This window comes from Pseudomonas sp. GW821-FHT07B01 (assembly GCF_059419065.1).
Genome location: NZ_JBWKRA010000005.1, coordinates 208,133 through 224,462 on the forward strand (window position 1 = coordinate 208,133; position 16,330 = coordinate 224,462).

General features: G+C 60.3%; 11 protein-coding genes. 5 read left to right on the forward strand and 6 right to left on the reverse strand.

Going from position 1 to position 16,330, the window contains the following annotated elements; genetic code table 11:
- Nucleotides 1–108 precede the first annotated feature (108 nt).
- Nucleotides 109–1,518, reverse strand: coding sequence for a cytochrome c oxidase accessory protein CcoG (gene ccoG, locus AC07S6_RS08180; protein ID WP_495112057.1), 1,410 nt, complete (start codon nt 1,516–1,518; stop codon nt 109–111).
- Nucleotides 1,519–1,702: 184 nt separating this feature from the next.
- Nucleotides 1,703–1,942, reverse strand: a complete 240-nt coding sequence (locus tag AC07S6_RS08185; RefSeq protein ID WP_034127638.1) for a DUF3203 family protein — start codon at nt 1,940–1,942, stop codon at nt 1,703–1,705.
- Between the two features lie 123 nt (nt 1,943–2,065).
- On the opposite strand from AC07S6_RS08185, the gene AC07S6_RS08190 reads away from it, so the two are divergent.
- Nucleotides 2,066–2,563 (forward strand): MgtC/SapB family protein, encoded by a 498-nt coding sequence (locus tag AC07S6_RS08190; protein WP_197882236.1) that lies wholly within the window; start codon nt 2,066–2,068, stop codon nt 2,561–2,563.
- 6 nt (nt 2,564–2,569) lie between these two features.
- Here the strand turns inward: AC07S6_RS08190 and AC07S6_RS08195 are convergent, their stop codons facing one another.
- Nucleotides 2,570–3,607 (reverse strand): M10 family metallopeptidase C-terminal domain-containing protein, encoded by a 1,038-nt coding sequence (locus AC07S6_RS08195; RefSeq protein WP_495112058.1) that lies wholly within the window; start codon nt 3,605–3,607, stop codon nt 2,570–2,572.
- 187 nt (nt 3,608–3,794) lie between these two features.
- Nucleotides 3,795–3,953, reverse strand: a complete 159-nt coding sequence (locus AC07S6_RS08200; RefSeq protein WP_167514236.1) for a hypothetical protein — start codon at nt 3,951–3,953, stop codon at nt 3,795–3,797.
- A gap of 203 nt (nt 3,954–4,156) precedes the next feature.
- On the opposite strand from AC07S6_RS08200, the gene AC07S6_RS08205 reads away from it, so the two are divergent.
- The 4 genes from AC07S6_RS08205 (at nt 4,157) to AC07S6_RS08220 (ending at nt 13,105) form a co-directional block, all read left to right on the forward strand.
- On the forward strand, nt 4,157–6,145 hold the full coding sequence (locus AC07S6_RS08205) for an alpha-1,4-glucan--maltose-1-phosphate maltosyltransferase (RefSeq protein WP_495112059.1): 1,989 nt from the start codon (nt 4,157–4,159) through the stop codon (nt 6,143–6,145).
- Nucleotides 6,146–6,311: 166 nt separating this feature from the next.
- Entirely contained in the window at nt 6,312–9,659 is a 3,348-nt protein-coding gene (gene treS / locus AC07S6_RS08210) for a maltose alpha-D-glucosyltransferase (RefSeq protein ID WP_495112060.1), read from the forward strand.
- Entirely contained in the window at nt 9,656–11,902 is a 2,247-nt protein-coding gene (gene glgB, locus AC07S6_RS08215; RefSeq protein ID WP_495112061.1) for a 1,4-alpha-glucan branching protein GlgB, read from the forward strand. The genes treS and glgB overlap by 4 nt, the downstream gene beginning before the upstream one ends.
- Nucleotides 11,903–11,944: 42 nt before the next feature.
- Entirely contained in the window at nt 11,945–13,105 is a 1,161-nt protein-coding gene (locus tag AC07S6_RS08220; RefSeq protein WP_495112062.1) for a GGDEF domain-containing protein, read from the forward strand.
- Here AC07S6_RS08220 and AC07S6_RS08225 read toward each other — a convergent pair.
- Nucleotides 13,084–15,288, reverse strand: coding sequence for a GAF domain-containing protein (locus AC07S6_RS08225; RefSeq protein WP_495112063.1), 2,205 nt, complete (start codon nt 15,286–15,288; stop codon nt 13,084–13,086). The genes AC07S6_RS08220 and AC07S6_RS08225 overlap by 22 nt on opposite strands.
- 172 nt (nt 15,289–15,460) lie before the next feature.
- Nucleotides 15,461–16,312: a CAP domain-containing protein gene (locus tag AC07S6_RS08230; RefSeq protein WP_014718680.1), complete on the reverse strand. Its 852-nt coding sequence runs from the start codon at nt 16,310–16,312 to the stop codon at nt 15,461–15,463.
- Nucleotides 16,313–16,330 lie beyond the last annotated feature (18 nt).

The following is a 16,330-nucleotide window of genomic DNA, read 5'->3' on the forward strand; positions in this document are numbered from 1 at the left end:
CGCTGGCTTGCCTGCGAAGGCGGTGTGTCAGTCACTGCATCTGTTACTGCTCTACCGCTTTCGCAGGCAAGCCAGCTCCCACATTTGATCTCTGTTGTTGATGCAGTATCAGCGATTCAAGGGCGCAACGAAGCGGCTGTCAGCAGCGGTATAAATCCAAGGCTCATCCACATCAGTGACTTTAAAACGCAGGGTTTGAGAGCTGCTGGCCGGTGTGTCCGCCAGCAACGCTACCGACACCGGTATATCGACAATTTCCCCGGCAGCCAGACTGACCTGGGTCTTGCCTTGCAGTTGGAATCCCTCGGCATCCACCAGTTCCAGGCGGTAGTCCTGGCGCTGCTGGGTCTTGTTGATCACCTTGAGGCTGTAGATGTTTTCGATCAAGCCCTGGCTGTTTTCACGGAACATGCCTCGGTCTTTGGTCACATCCAGCGACACCATCGGCCGTTCAATCAGCGCCACCACCAACGCCGCGATCATCACCAGCAGCACGGCACTGTAGCCGATCAGGCGCGGCCTGAGCAGGTGGGTCTTGCCACCCTGCAATTGATGCTCACTGGTGTAACTGACCAAGCCGCGGGCATAGCCCATTTTGTCCATGATCGAATCACAGGCGTCGATGCAGGCCGCACAACCAATGCATTCCATTTGCAGGCCGTCGCGGATGTCGATGCCCGTGGGGCAAACCTGAACGCACAGCTGGCAATCGATGCAATCGCCAAGGCCAACCTTGGCTGGCTGCACGTCACGTTTACGCGGGCCACGGTGCTCGCCGCGGGTGGTGTCGTAGGAAATGGTCAGGGTGTCCTTATCAAACATTACGCTCTGGAACCGTGCATAGGGGCACATGTGCATGCACACCGCTTCGCGTAGCCAGCCGGCATTGATGTAGGTGGCGCCCGTGAAAAACAGCACCCAGAACAGGCTCACCCCGCCGATCTGCCACGTCAACAGTTCGGCGGCCAAGGGGCGGATCGGGGTGAAGTAGCCCACAAACGTCAGCCCGGTCAACACACTGATACCCAGCCACAATGTGTGCTTGGCCGAGCGCCTCGCCAGCTTATTCAGGCTCCAGGGGGCGGCCTGAAGTTTGATGCGCTGGTTGCGCTCACCTTCGGTCATCTTCTCGCACCACATGAACAGCCAGGTGAACGAGCTTTGCGGGCAGGTGTAGCCGCACCAGACGCGGCCGGCAAACACCGTGATCGCGAAGAGGCCGAAGGCACAGATGATCAACAGCGCCGAGAGCAGGATGAAATCCTGAGGCCAGAATGTCGCACCAAAGATATGGAACTTGCTCTCGGCCAAGTCCCACAGTACGGCTTGGCGTCCACCCCAGTTCAGCCACACAGTGCCAAAAAAAGCCAGGAACAGCAGGCCGGCACCGCCCACTCGCAGGGTGCGAAACAAGCCGGTAAAGCTGCGGGTATGGATAAGGTTGTTGCTGGATTTGGCATTCACTTTCTTGGGGTGAATGGGCTCAAAGGTTTCCACGGTTGGGATTCGTTCGCTCATGGTCATTCGCTCATCAGCCTCCATCAGGCCGGCGAACTATGGGCGACAGACTTTTTGCATAACAGACTCAGGTGGCGTGATAAAAAGCGGATCAGATCAGCTTGATGCGTTCTTGTGCGGCATTCTGCTGCACCCCATGGGCATAGGGGTGCAGGGGTTAAGCGGGTCTGATGATGCAGATCAATTAAATCACCGAACCAGGTTGGTCCGCCTTTACATGCTCACGGCCATCGGTTGCGCCTTCAACCGTCAGCGCGTCCGCCTCGGCTTCGGTGATGTAGATGCGCGAACCTGCCAGTTCCAGATAAGACATGGCTTTGTCGTGATCGGTCAGGATGGTCACCCGGGTGGCTGGCAGGCTTTGTTCCTGGCCATTGTCGTCGAGCGTGAAGTAGCACAGATGATTTTCGATGCGTACGGTCATGACAATCTCCGTTTTGTGGGCTATGCAGCTTTAGGCGGCCGCCATGCGCACGGGTTCCAGGCAACTGACTGGCGGTCTGCGCTGTCCATCCTTTATCTATCCATAATAAAAAGGAGCGCATCCATGGAGGCCTGGTGGCATCTGGCGTGGCAAACCCTGCAAGCCGAATTCGCAGACATTGGCGATGCCCGGCAACTCACCCAAGTGACTGTGCGCCTGCTGATCGCGGCGATCCTCGGCGGCATCCTGGGGTTTGAGCGTGAACACAAGGGCAAGGCGGCCGGAGTGCGCACCCATATGCTGGTGGCGCTGGGCGCCGCGCTATTCGTGCTGGTGCCGCAGATGTCCGGCAACCAGGCGGATGCCATGAGTCGTGTGGTTCAAGGGGTCATCGCGGGCATTGGCTTCCTCGGCGCTGGCACCATCCTCAAGGGCAAGGAAGACGAAGAGGGCCAGCATGTGAAGGGCCTGACCACCGCGGCCGGGTTGTGGATGACCGCCGCCATTGGCGTTGCGGCGGGAATGGGGCGTGAATCGACGGCGGTGCTCAGTACGCTGCTAGCCCTGGCGGTATTCAGCGTGATGCCCCGGATCGTCAAGCTGCTGGAGAAGGATGAGTGACGCGGGTCACGTGATGAGGTTGCCGTATCTCACCTCACCGAAGGCTTTCACCACAAAGGGCGACTCTCCCGGATTGCAGGAAATCATCACCACGCTCGTATTGTTGGCCGGGCTATAGTGAATCTGCACCTCGCTGCTGGCTCCTGAGAAGTGTCCTACCAATTTCAATGGCGTGTTGCCGAGTTGGTTTCTGATTGCCGATACATCGAGTTTGTCTCTGAGGCGGTCAAAATCCATCACTTGCACAGGTGCGTCGAAGCTTGATTCGCGGGTACTACGGAAGGTAAAGGTCTGGCCATTGTCAATTCTGGCATTGTTGTTGTGCTTGAGGCTTTCTGCCGGGGGCGGTGGATTATCCGGTTGAGGGGGCGGGTTGCCGAGGTCCGCCTCTTTGCCGATATCGAAGAGGGCTGAAGCCAGAGGCGTACTTTGCCGCATTCGCTGTATGGCAGAAAGCTTCTCAACGCGTAGATCACGCTCGATTTGTATAACGCAGTTGAACCCTTCCTCGGGATCAAAAGTGGAGGTGCGCGCGCGAATTTCGTCAAGGCTCAAGCCTGGGACCTCGATATGTGAGGATCGGTCATGAATCATCTGCAGGCTTGACTGACCTAAACGCTCCTTCACATCGGTAATCAGTTTACGCGCTTCGTCTGCATCCGGGCCGTGCAGCAAGGATTTGATGTTTTCCCTGCTTAACAGGCTTCGGATCGTGGTCACCTGCCCGGAGGTCTCATGTGAGTTGGGCGCGCGCAGCATATTGGTAATGTTCTGCTGGCTGGTCAGCGCACGAAGTTGGGCAAGCTGGATGGCGCCGTCACTGGCCGTCTTCGGCTCTACGTTCGCAGTGGGGTCAAGGGGGGGCAAGGTAAAGGTTTGCGGCGCCCTGGAAGGGTCGGAGGCGGGCGCGTCAGGCTCTTTCCTGCGCATGATTGCGTTTGGGCCGGCGCTGAACAGATCGTTCAGTTTTTCCCGATGATCGTTGACTGGCGGTTGTTGGATGCCGTGAACATCCGGTAACGGGGGCAGTAGTGAGGTGCGCATAGAAGATACTCGCTTAACGGACAAGATAGTCTGCGGCCGGCAAGGGGGCGAGGCAGCGTACGGGAGACTGAATCTATCTTGTTCATCAAGAGGGGGAACTCGGTATTGTCGGTGATTGAAGTAGGAAAGCTCATTAGCGCTTGCCCGCGATATTGTGTTCACGGACAAGTGCTTGCGTGTTTGTGAGTCAGGCAATAACCGGCGGCATCGTCGTGGGCGGTTCCTGCACCGGTGGCGGCTGGTTTTCAGGCGGCTCCTGTTCAGGATCGCGTTCCGGTTCGGGCGGGGGTAATGGGGGGGCGTCGATATTCGGATCTTCGGGCTCAGGGGGGATCGGGATACTCATGGGGATGGCCTCGTTTGTGCTTTGCTCTATCGGTGGACCATCGCCTGCTGGAAATGATTCCCGCCCAGGGGCGGTATATCCACCTGAACTTTTGGGCAGCGCCCAGGCTCGGACTTTAAACGGCCCAGCTCAAGGATAGCGTCGCCGTCTCTGAATTCGTATCAAGCAAAGAGCGTCCAAAGGGCGTAAGGGGAAGCTGCTCGATGACTGCCGAAACACTGGTTCCAGAAGACTCCGTGCTGCCGTTGTCGCAGGCGCTGCTGTTACCCAGGATCGCGATCGAAAGCACCATGCCGGTCATCGACAACGGAGAGTTTGCCGTCAAGGCGGTGGTGGGCCAGCGGGTTCATGTCACCAGCAAAGTGTTCGCCGATGGCCACGATAAACTGGCGGTGTTGATCCGCTGGCGCGTCCTGGGAGACGAAAGCTGGCACAGCGTGGTCATGCTTGATATCGGCAACAATGGTTGGGAGGGCGCGTTTACCGTGGCCCACCAAGGCCGCCATGAGTACTGCATCGAAGCCTGGATCGACACCTTTGCCAGCTTCTGTTACGAACTGCGCAAGAAGCATGAAGCTGGCGTGCCGGTCAGCCTGGAGTTGCAGGAGGGCCGTAGCCTGGTGCTGCAGGCCGCCGAACGCAGTGACAGCGAACTGCGTGACCGCTTGATGCTGTTGCACCATGAGCTATCCGGCCTGTTGGAAACCGAGCAGGTGGCGTTGTTCCTGCACGAAGACAGTGCACACCTGATGACCCAGGCCGACCATCGCGCCTATTTGAGCGTCAGCCCCGCGTACCCGATTGACGTGGAACGTGAAGCCGCACAATTTGCCAGCTGGTACGAGCTGTTTCCCCGCTCGATCACCGACGATCCGGCGCGGCACGGCACCTTTAATGACGTGCATGCACGCTTGCCGATGATCCACGACATGGGCTTCGACGTGCTGTACTTCCCGCCGATCCACCCCATCGGCCGTAGCCACCGCAAGGGCAAGAACAACTCGCTCACCGCCGGCCCTGATGATCCGGGCAGCCCCTACGCCATTGGCAGTGAGGAGGGCGGTCACGAGGCTATTCACCCTCAGTTGGGCACTCGCGATGATTTCCGCCGGTTGGTCAAGGCTGCTGCCGACCACGGCCTGGAAATCGCCCTGGATTTCGCCATCCAGTGCTCCCAGGACCACCCGTGGCTCAAACAGCATCCGGGTTGGTTCAACTGGCGCCCGGACGGCACGATCAAATACGCGGAAAATCCGCCGAAAAAGTACCAGGACATCGTCAACGTCGATTTCTATGCGGCCGATGCCATCCCCAGCCTCTGGACCGAGCTGCGTGACATCGTGGTGGGCTGGGTGGAAGGGGGCGTGAAGACCTTTCGCGTCGACAACCCGCACACCAAGCCGCTGCCGTTCTGGCAATGGCTGATCAGCGACGTGCGTGCCAAGTACCCGGAGGTGATCTTCCTCGCCGAAGCTTTCACCACCCCGGCAATGATGGCGCGCCTGGGCAAGGTCGGCTATTCCCAGAGCTATACCTACTTTACGTGGCGCAACACCAAGGCTGAACTGAGCGAGTACCTCACCCAACTGAACCAATCGCCCTGGCGTGAGTGCTACCGCCCGAACTTCTTCGTCAATACGCCGGACATCAACCCGGGTTTCCTGCATGAGTCCGGCCGCGCAGGCTTCCTGATCCGCACTGCGCTGGCCACGATGGGCTCGGGCCTGTGGGGAATGTATTCGGGTTTCGAGTTATGCGAAGCCGCGCCGGTGCCGGGCAAAGAGGAATACCTTGACTCGGAGAAGTACGAAATCCGACCTCGGGACTTCACCGCACCGGGCAACATCATCGCCGAAATCGCCCAGCTCAACCGCATCCGCCGCCAGAATCCGGCGTTGCACACGCACCTGGGGCTCAAGCTCTACAACGCCTGGAACGACAACATCCTGTATTTCGGCAAGCGCAGCGAAGACGGCAGCAATTTCATTCTGGTCGCCGTCAACCTCGACCCGCACAACGCCCAGGAAGCCCACTTTGAATTGCCGCTGTGGGAGATGGGCTTGCCCGACGATGCCCAGACCCAGGGCGAAGACTTGATGAACGGCCATCGCTGGACCTGGTACGGCAAGACCCAATGGACCCGGCTGGAGCCGCAGATGCCGTTCGGGATCTGGCGCATCAGCACATCCTGAGTGCTCGTTCCCACGCTCTGCGTGGGAACGCCTCACTTGACGCTCTGCGTGGGAATGCCTCGCTTGACGCTCTGCGTCGCGCTTGGGACGCGGAGCGTCGGGGGCTGCATTCCCACGCGGAGCCTGGGAACGATCCTCGAGAACTTTGTATTTTCAGGAGTTTGCAATGGCCAAGAAACCCAAGGCAGCCACCTTCATCAAAGACCCGCTCTGGTACAAAGACGCGGTGATCTACCAGGTACACGTCAAATCCTATTTCGACTCCAACAACGACGGCATTGGTGACTTTGCCGGGCTGATCGCCAAACTCGACTACATTGCCGACCTAGGCGTGAACACCATCTGGCTGCTGCCGTTCTACCCGTCTCCCCGCCGTGATGACGGCTACGACATTGCCGAATACCGCGGCGTGCACAGCGACTACGGGACGATGGCCGACGCCAAGCGCTTTATTGCCCAAGCCCACCAACGCGGGTTGCGCGTGATCACTGAACTGGTGATCAACCACACCTCCGACCAGCACCCCTGGTTCCAGCGCGCGCGCAAGGCCAAGCCAGGCTCGGCCGCACGGGACTTCTACGTGTGGTCGGATGATGACCAGAAATACGACGGCACACGCATTATTTTCCTCGACACCGAAAAGTCCAACTGGACCTGGGACCCGTTGGCCGGCCAGTACTTCTGGCACCGCTTTTACTCGCACCAACCCGACCTCAACTTTGATAACCCGCAGGTCATGAAAGCGGTGCTGTCGGTGATGCGCTATTGGCTCGACCTGGGCATCGACGGCCTGCGCCTGGACGCCATTCCCTACCTGATCGAACGGGACGGCACCAACAACGAAAACTTGGCGGAAACCCACGACGTCCTCAAGCAAATCCGCGCCGAGATCGACGCCCATTACCCCGACCGCATGCTGCTGGCCGAAGCCAACCAGTGGCCCGAAGACACGCAGCTGTACTTTGGTGACAGAAAGGGTGATGACGGCGATGAATGCCACATGGCGTTCCACTTCCCGCTGATGCCGCGCATGTACATGGCGTTGGCCCAGGAAGATCGCTTCCCCATTACCGACATTCTGCGCCAGACCCCGGAGATTCCCGCCAATTGCCAGTGGGCAATTTTCCTGCGCAATCATGATGAGCTGACCCTGGAAATGGTCACCGACAAAGAGCGCGACTACCTGTGGAACTACTACGCCGCAGACCGCCGCGCCCGTATCAACCTGGGCATTCGGCGACGCCTGGCGCCGCTGGTGGAGCGTGATCGTCGGCGGGTGGAATTGCTCAACAGCCTGTTGCTGTCGATGCCGGGCACGCCAACTTTGTACTACGGCGATGAAATCGGCATGGGCGACAACATCTACCTGGGCGACCGTGACGGCGTGCGCACGCCCATGCAATGGTCTATCGACCGCAATGGCGGGTTTTCCCGTGCCGACCCGGCCAGCCTGGTGTTGCCGCCGATCATGGACCCGCAATACGGCTACCAGTCGGTCAACGTCGAGACCCAAGCCCAGGACCCGCACTCATTGCTCAACTGGACCCGGCGCATGCTCGCAGTGCGCAAGCAGTCCAAGGCGTTTGGCCGTGGCAGCCTGAAGATGCTCTCGCCGACTAACAGGCGCATCCTGGCTTACACCCGTGAATACACCGGCGAAGACGGCCACACCGAGATCATCCTGTGCGTAGCCAATGTGTCGCGCAGCGCCCAGGCGGCGGAGCTGGACCTGTCGGCCTTTGCCGGCATGGTGCCGGTAGAGATGCTCGGCGGTAATGCCTTCCCGCCGATCGGCCAGCTGAATTTCCTACTGACCCTGGCGCCCTATGGTTTCTATTGGTTCGTGCTGGCAGCGGAAAACCAGATGCCCAGCTGGCATGTGGAACCGGCGCAAAGCATGCCCGACTTCACCACTTTGGTACTGAAAAAACGCATGGAAGAGCTACTCGAAGAACCTTGCCGCACCAGCCTGGAACACACGTCACTGCCCGCCTGGCTGCCCAAGCGGCGCTGGTTTGCCGGCAAAGATACGGCAATCGACACGGTGCACATCGCTTATGGCGTGCGTTTTGGCGACCCGCAGCATCCGGTGTTGCTCAGCGAGATCGAAGTGACCAGTGCTGGCCAGGTCAGCCGCTACCAACTGCCCTTGGGCTTCCTTGGCGAAGACCAGTTCACCAGCGCCTTGCCCCAGCAATTGGCTTTGGCCCGAGTGAGACGTACCCGCCAGGTAGGTTTGGTGACCGATGCCTTCAGCCTTGAGCATTTTATCCTTGAGGTGATCCAGGCCATGCAGGCCGGCACCGTGCTCAATACCCCTGACGGCGATCTGCGGTTCGAGGCGACTGAGCACTTGGCTGCACTGCAACTGACCCGTGAATCGCCGGTGCGTTATTTGTCTGCCGAGCAGTCCAACAGCTCGGTGGTGGTCGGTGACAGCCTGGTGCTCAAGCTGATTCGTAAAGTCAGCGCCGGTGTGCACCCGGAGCTGGAAATGAGTGCCTACCTGACCGCCGCCGGCTACCCGAATATCTCGCCGCTGTTGGGCTTTATGAGCCGCCGCGACGGGCAGGGGCAGGACAACCTGCTGATGATTGCCCAGGGTTACCTGAGCAATCAGGGCGATGCCTGGAGCTGGACCCAGAACAACCTGGAGCGGGCGATCCGCGATGAGCTGGCCGACGCGATCTCTGAACAGGAACAGCATTACAACGCCCTCGGCGAACTGGCGGATTTTGCCGGTTTGCTCGGTCAGCGCCTGGGTGAAATGCACCTGGTGTTGGGTGCGCCAACCGCCGACAAGGCTTTCAAACCCGAACCCACCACAGCCAAAGACACCCAAGCCTGGGCCCAGGATGTCGGCGCCCAGATCGACCGCGCCTTGCAGTTGCTCAAGCTTAATCAAAGCCAGTTGAACCCCGCCGACCAGGCGTTGGTCAGTGAATTACTGGCGCAGAAAAAAGCCATCGCGGCGCATGTCCAAGCGTTGGCCAAAGCCACGGTGGGCGGGTTGCGCATTCGCGTCCACGGTGACTTGCACCTGGGCCAGGTATTAGTGGTCAAGGGCGATGCCTACTTGATCGACTTCGAGGGCGAACCGGCGCGACCGCTGCATGAGCGGCGCGGCAAACACAGCCCTTATAAAGATGTGAGCGGTGTGCTGCGTTCCTTCGATTATGCCGCGGCCATGGCGCTGAATGTGCAGGGGGTGGATCACACGCCAGAAGCGAACGCTGCGCGTAGACGTGTGACCGACCGCTACCTGAATGAAGCCCGCGTAGCATTTACCCAGGCTTACCAGGCCGCTGCGTCTACACTGGCGCATGACTGGCAGGATGCCAACGGCCAAGACGCAGCGCTGACCTTGTTCAGCCTGGAAAAGGCCGCGTACGAAGTGGCCTACGAAGCAGAAAACCGCCCGAGCTGGCTGCCGGTGCCCCTGCAAGGGCTGCACGGCTTGCTGAGCGGGCTGACACCTATATCTAAACCTGTACGCGGTGGGGAGACGTCATGAGTTTTACACAGAGAGAACCGCTGCAGCCCAAGTTGACTGCATTGCCGGCGTCCAAGGACGTCGATGCGCTGGTGCGCGCCGAGCACCCCGATCCTTTTTCGATCCTGGGGCCCCATGATGACGAGCAGGGCGGCCAGTTTATCCGTGCGTTCCTGCCCGAGGCCCTGAGTGTCCAGGTACTGGCGCGTGACACAGGTGAGCCGTTTGGCAGCCTCGATGCCACCCAGGTGCCAGGCCTGTTTATTGGGCACTTCAGCACTCGCCAGCCCTACCTGCTGAAAATCCAGTGGGCCGGCGGTGAGCAGATCACCGAAGATCCCTACAGCTTCAGCCAATTGCTGCTGGGGGAAATGGACCTGTACCTGTTTGCCGAAGGCAATCACCGTGACCTGGGCAACTGCCTGGGGGCTCAGGTGGTCAGCGTCGACGGCGTGCAAGGCGTGCGCTTTGCCGTCTGGGCGCCGAACGCACGGCGGGTTTCGGTGGTGGGCGACTTCAATATCTGGGACGGGCGCCGCGACCCGATGCGCCTGCGCCATCCATCGGGCGTGTGGGAAATCTTCATCCCACGCTTGCAGCCGGGCGCGGCCTACAAGTATGAAATTCTCGGTGCCCACGGCATTTTGCCGCTCAAGGCAGACCCTGTGGCGCTGGCCACCCAACTGCCGCCGGACACCGCCTCGAAGGTCGCCGCACCTTTGCAAGTGGATTGGCAGGACCATGAGTGGATGCAATCGCGGGGAGACAAGCAGAAAACCACCGCGCCGTTGTCGATCTACGAGCTGCATGTGGGGTCCTGGCAGTGCGAGCTGGACGAGGCCGGTGAAGTGGCCCGGCAATATGGCTGGCGCGAATTGGCCGAGCGGCTGATTCCTTACGTTCAACAATTGGGCTTCACCCATATCGAACTGATGCCGATCATGGAGCACCCCTTTGGTGGCTCGTGGGGCTATCAGGCGTTATCCCAGTTTGCCCCCAGTGCTCGCTTTGGCTCGCCGGAAGACTTTGCCTGGTTCGTCAATGCCTGCCATCAGGCCGATATCGGCGTGATCCTTGATTGGGTACCCGCGCATTTCCCCACCGACACCCACGGCCTGGCGCAATTTGACGGTACCGCGCTGTACGAATACGCCAACCCCCTGGAAGGCTTTCACCAGGACTGGGACACGCTGATCTACAACCTGGGCCGCACCGAGGTCCACGGTTTCATGCTCGCGTCGGCCTTGCACTGGCTCAAGCATTTCCACGTCGATGGCCTGCGCGTCGACGCAGTGGCCTCCATGCTGTATCGCGATTATTCGCGCAAGGCCGGTGAATGGGTGCCCAACCGCCATGGCGGTCGCGAGAACCTGGAAGCCATCGACTTCTTGCGGCACCTGAATGACGTGGTTGCCCTTGAAGCCCCGGGCGCCTTGGTGATTGCCGAAGAGTCCACGGCCTGGCCCGGCGTCAGCCAGCCTACCCAACAGGGTGGCCTGGGGTTCAATTACAAATGGAACATGGGCTGGATGCACGATTCCCTGCATTACATCCAGCAAGACCCGGTGTACCGCGCCCATCATCACAACGAGCTGAGTTTCGGGCTGGTGTACGCCTGGTCGGAGCGCTTTATCCTGCCGATTTCCCATGATGAGGTGGTGCACGGCAAGCACTCGCTGATCGACAAGATGCCCGGCGACCGTTGGCAGAAATTTGCCAACCTGCGCGCCTACCTCAGTTTCATGTGGATGCACCCCGGCAAGAAGTTGCTGTTCATGGGCTGCGAATTTGGCCAATGGCGCGAGTGGAACCACGATCAGCAACTGGATTGGTATTTGCTGCAGTACCCCGAGCACCGTGGGGTGCAGAAGCTGGTAGGCGATTTGAACCGCCTGTACCGCGAAGAGCCGGCGCTGCACGAACAGGACGATGCGCCCCAGGGCTTCCAATGGCTGATCGGTGATGACGCGATCAATAGCGTCTACGCCTGGCTGCGCTGGAGCAAGGATGGCAAGCCGGTGTTGGTGGTTGCCAACTTCACCCCGGTGCCCCGTGAAGGCTACGCAGTCGGTGTGCCGTTTGGTGGGCGTTGGAGTGAGGTGATCAACAGTGATGCCGATACCTACGCCGGCTCCAATTACGGGAATGGCGGAGCCGTGTTTACCCAGGATGAGCCGCGCCATGGGCAACCGGTGTCGTTGTCGTTGAACCTGCCGCCCCTGGGCGTGCTGATTTTGCGACCTCAAGAGCCTGAAACGCTCTAGCGCGGCGTATGCCGCTGTTCGGCTTGCTGGCAAGGTGCCACAATGGCGCCTTTGCCGTCGCCGGTCAAACAGGCCAACCCCATGAATAGCCTCGGGCAGGACCAGGGTCACTCCATCGAAGAGCAGGTGCGAACCGACCGTTTGCACCAGCTGTTTCGTCAATCATTCTCGGCGATCTTCGGCAGCTACCTGGGCGCCGTCATGCTCTGCTGGCTGTGCTGGGATCGGTTCGATCATCAGGTCATCCTGGTGTGGTTGGTACTGTTGGCGGGCTCGTCATTGGTGCGCCTGCATCTGTTCGTGCAATGGTTTCGCTGCCCTGACGCGGCGCGCACGCCCGCCCGTTGGGAACGCCGCTACTGGGTCACGCTGATGCTGTCGGCGGGTATCTGGGGCGGCGGGGCGCTGGCGGTGATGCCGGTCGATGACCGCTTATCCCAGGTGCTGGTGATGCTGTTTACCGTGGGCATGTCGGTGAGCGCGGTGTCCTGTTATTCAGCCTATCGCTACATGACGCTGGGCTCGATGGCGCTGGTGTTGCTTCCCTGTACGGTATGGATGCTGTTTCAGCCTTCGCCGATGCAGGTCGGCGTGGCGTTGGCGGTGCTGGTGTTTGCTTCGTTTGTGGCCGGTGCCACGCGCAAACTCTCCGATGCCCTGGAAAAAGCCTTTCGCCTGACGAGGCAAATGGAACGCGCTCATCATATTTCCACCCGCGCCGCTCAGACCGATGAACTGACCGGGCTGATGAACCGTCGGGCGTTCTACGAACAGGCTCAGTTGCTGTATGCCCAGTGCCTTCGCGAGCAGCAGCCGTTGTGTGCATTGATGATGGACATGGACCATTTCAAAGCCATCAATGACACCTACGGCCACCAGGCCGGCGACCAGGTGTTGCGCCAGATTGGCGCGGTGATCAGCGCGTCCTTTCGCCAGACCGATATCTACGGTCGCCTGGGGGGCGAAGAGTTTGCGGTGCTGCTGCCCAACACTTCGTTGGAGACTGCACGCAGCATCGCCGAGCAGTTGATCCAGACGATTTATGACTTGCCCGCCGCCCCGGTACAAGGGGTGAGCGCAAGCCTGGGCGTGGCATCGACCTGCACTGAGCATCTTGACTTAAATGGCTTGATGAACAGCGCCGACAAGGCCCTGTACCAGGCCAAGGCATCGGGTCGCAATCAGGTAGCGGTCGTCGACTGATCCTTGCACATCGCCTTTGCCAGCACCCGCGCAACCTGGTCGGCGGAGTAGGGCTTGGCGAGAAACTCAAAGCCTTCATAGCCGCTGTCTGCCAGTTCCTCACTGTACCCAGAGACGAGTACCACAGGCAGGTCCGGGCGGCGCTGGCGCAGCAACCTGGCCATGGCCACGCCGGTCATGCCGGGCATCACCACGTCGGAGAAAATCGCGTCGAACCCCTGAACGTCATTGCCAGCGAGGTTCAGCGCCTGTTCGGCATTGGTTGCCCAGGTGGTCTGGTAACCGAGGTCCTTGAGGATCTGGCTGGCGAAGCGTCCCACCTCGAGGTTGTCCTCGACGATCAGCACATGCTGATGAGCCGCCTCCTGCGGCCCTGGCAGATCTGCACGGGTGTCTTGATCCGGCGCCGCTTCGCCTTCGACTTGCGGCAGATACAAGGTAAACACCGTGCCCTGGCCGAGGGTGCTGGCCACATCGATATTGCCGCCTGACTGCTTGGCAAAGCCGAATACCTGCGACAGGCCAAGCCCCGTGCCTTTGCCCACGGCCTTGGTGGTGAAGAACGGCTCGAAGATGCGTTCGAAGGTGTCGCTGGGAATTCCGGTGCCGGTGTCAGCCAGGGAAATGGCGATGTAGGGCATGCACGACTCGGCATCCCCGCGAATACGTGGCAGCGCTTGCTGCCCTGCGACTTTGAGGGTCAGGGTACCCTGGCCGTCCATCGCATCGCGGGCGTTGAGGGCGATGTTGATCAGCGCGGTTTCGAACTGGCTGGGGTCGATGCGCGCATAGCAGGGCTGATCGGGCAATTTAACCTGCACATGAATGCGTGCACCGGTAACGCTCTCGAGCATCTCGCCGATATTCTGCACGCGCTGGCCGACATCGAACACCTGCGGGTTCAACGGTTGGCGACGCGCAAAGGCGAGCAGTTGGCTGGTGAGTTTGCTGGCCCGCTCTACGGTGTCGGACACCGCGCACATGTAGCGTTGCCGACGCTCCTCGGACAAGCCCGGCTGGCGCAGGAAGTCTACTGACGAGCGAATAATGGTCAGCAGGTTGTTGAAGTCATGGGCGACGCCGCCGGTCAATTGGCCGATGGCCTCCAGCTTCTGTGACTGGCGCAGTGCGGCTTCGGCCTCGGCCAGTGCATGGGTACGCTCATTCACGCGCTGTTCCAGGCTGGCATTGAGTTCTGTATAGGCGGCCAGGCCCTCGCGCACGGCGGCATCGGCGCGTACGCGCTCGATATGCGCCCAGGAACGCTCGGTGACTTCGCCCACCAGCGCCATGTCATAGGAAGACCAAAAGCGCGGCAGTTTGTCGTGCACGGCCATCAGCGCCGTAAGCCGCCCGTCTTTGATCAACGGCATGCAAATAGTGGCTGTCACCCCCAGTGCCTGGAAGCTCGCGGCGTCATGGGGCGGCAACTCGATCAGATTATTGCGTATCACCAGTGGCTCGCCGGCACGCAGGCAGTTGACCGCGCATTCCCCGAACGCCGCGAGGCTGTAATGCCCGATGATGCTCGGCGAGCCATGCGCCGACCAGTCGCCCCGAATGGTAAAGCCATCTTCATCCTCGTCCATGTCGGCGTAGGCACAGATGGACACCTGCAGATGTTCGGCCAGCAGGCGAGTCGTAGACGTCAGGATGGTTTCGGCGTCGGTAGCATTGACCACGCTGTTGCCGATGGCGTCCAGCACTGCCAGGCGACGGGCGAGGAATACCGTGGCGGTTGTTTCGGTCACCGTGTCGAGCAAACCGACCACCACGCCTTGGGCATTGCGAATCGGGCTGTAGCAAAAGGTGAAATAGGCTTGTTCCGGCGCTTCGTTGCGTTGGATCAACAGCGGGAAGTTTTCGATATAGGTGGCGTGCCCATCGAACGCGGCGTCGGCGATAGGGCTGATATCGTCCCACACCTCGTGCCAGATCTCGTTGAACGGGCGGCCCAAGGCGTCGGGTTTGCTACCCAGGATCGGCGTGAACGCGTCGTTGTAGAGGGTAATCAACTGAGGCCCCCAGACGATGGCCTGGGGAAAACTCGACGCGAAGCACAGCGCAACGGTTGTCTTCAACACATCGGGCCAGTGTTCAAGTGGCCCCAGGGGCGTATTGGCCCAATCGTGCTGACGAACCCGCTCTGCCATTTCGCTGCTGCCTTGCAGCCAATTCATCATTGGGTTCACACCTTGCTTGCTACGTACTGTTTAGCTTTGAAGAGTCATACCGACTAGCAACAGACCGGAATGACCGCATTCAGTTCAGCGCGATTATCTCCCTGATAGCACTTTGATTTCATTGTCTATTTGCACGCCGTCATTATTGGCCGGGTTGGGCCGGCGCCCAACCTTATTGCGTGCCGAATAAGCCCGTCCAATAGATGCCCGCGTCACTCTTGGGGTCCATGGCGTAGGCAGCACCCAATTCGCGAAACTGCGGGTTCATCAGGTTGGCGCAGTGGCCGGGGCTGGCGAGCCAACCGTCGACGACCTTGCGCGGCGTGTCGAGGCCGGCGGCGATGTTTTCGCCGATATTCTTCGCGATATACCCCGCCAACTCGGCGCGGTCACCCGGCGTGCGGCCGTCGGGGTCCAGGTGATCGAAGAAATTGCCGTTGGCCATGTTGCGGGTATGGCTGTTGGCTGCGCCGGCCAGGGTGTCGTTCCACGACAGGGGCGCCGTGGCGGTGAACGCCTGGGTGCCACATTGGCGCGGCTCGGCACGGGCGGTGTTGATCAGGTCGAGCAGTTTTCTGCCTTCGGTCTGCCAATCGCCCAGGCCGCTGGTCACCAACGGGCGAGCCAGCACGATGCGCCAGTCCTGGCCGCTGTTGCTGACCCCGATGTCGACAAATTGCGGATCGAGCACTACGCGGCAAAAGCTCTCGCGCACCGCTTTCATCGCGGCCTCGGCATCCTTGGGCCCGGACAGGCTGATGGCCTGCACATTCACCATCGGGTAGGCAGCGCGCGCCAGCGACTGCTGCAAATCGCCGACATTGGAGGCCGGCAACACCAGCCGTGTGTCGCTGGTCAGCGGCGGAAGCTCCTGGGAACCCTGGTCACCGCAGCGTTGCACCTGGCTGCGGTATTGGTTGATCTGTTGGACTAACTGACTTTCTTCATTCGCCATCGCGCTGGCGCAGAACACCGTAGTGGCGGCCAGCGTCGTAAGACCCATCATCAATGACAGAACGCGCATGGACGTTACCCTTGAGCT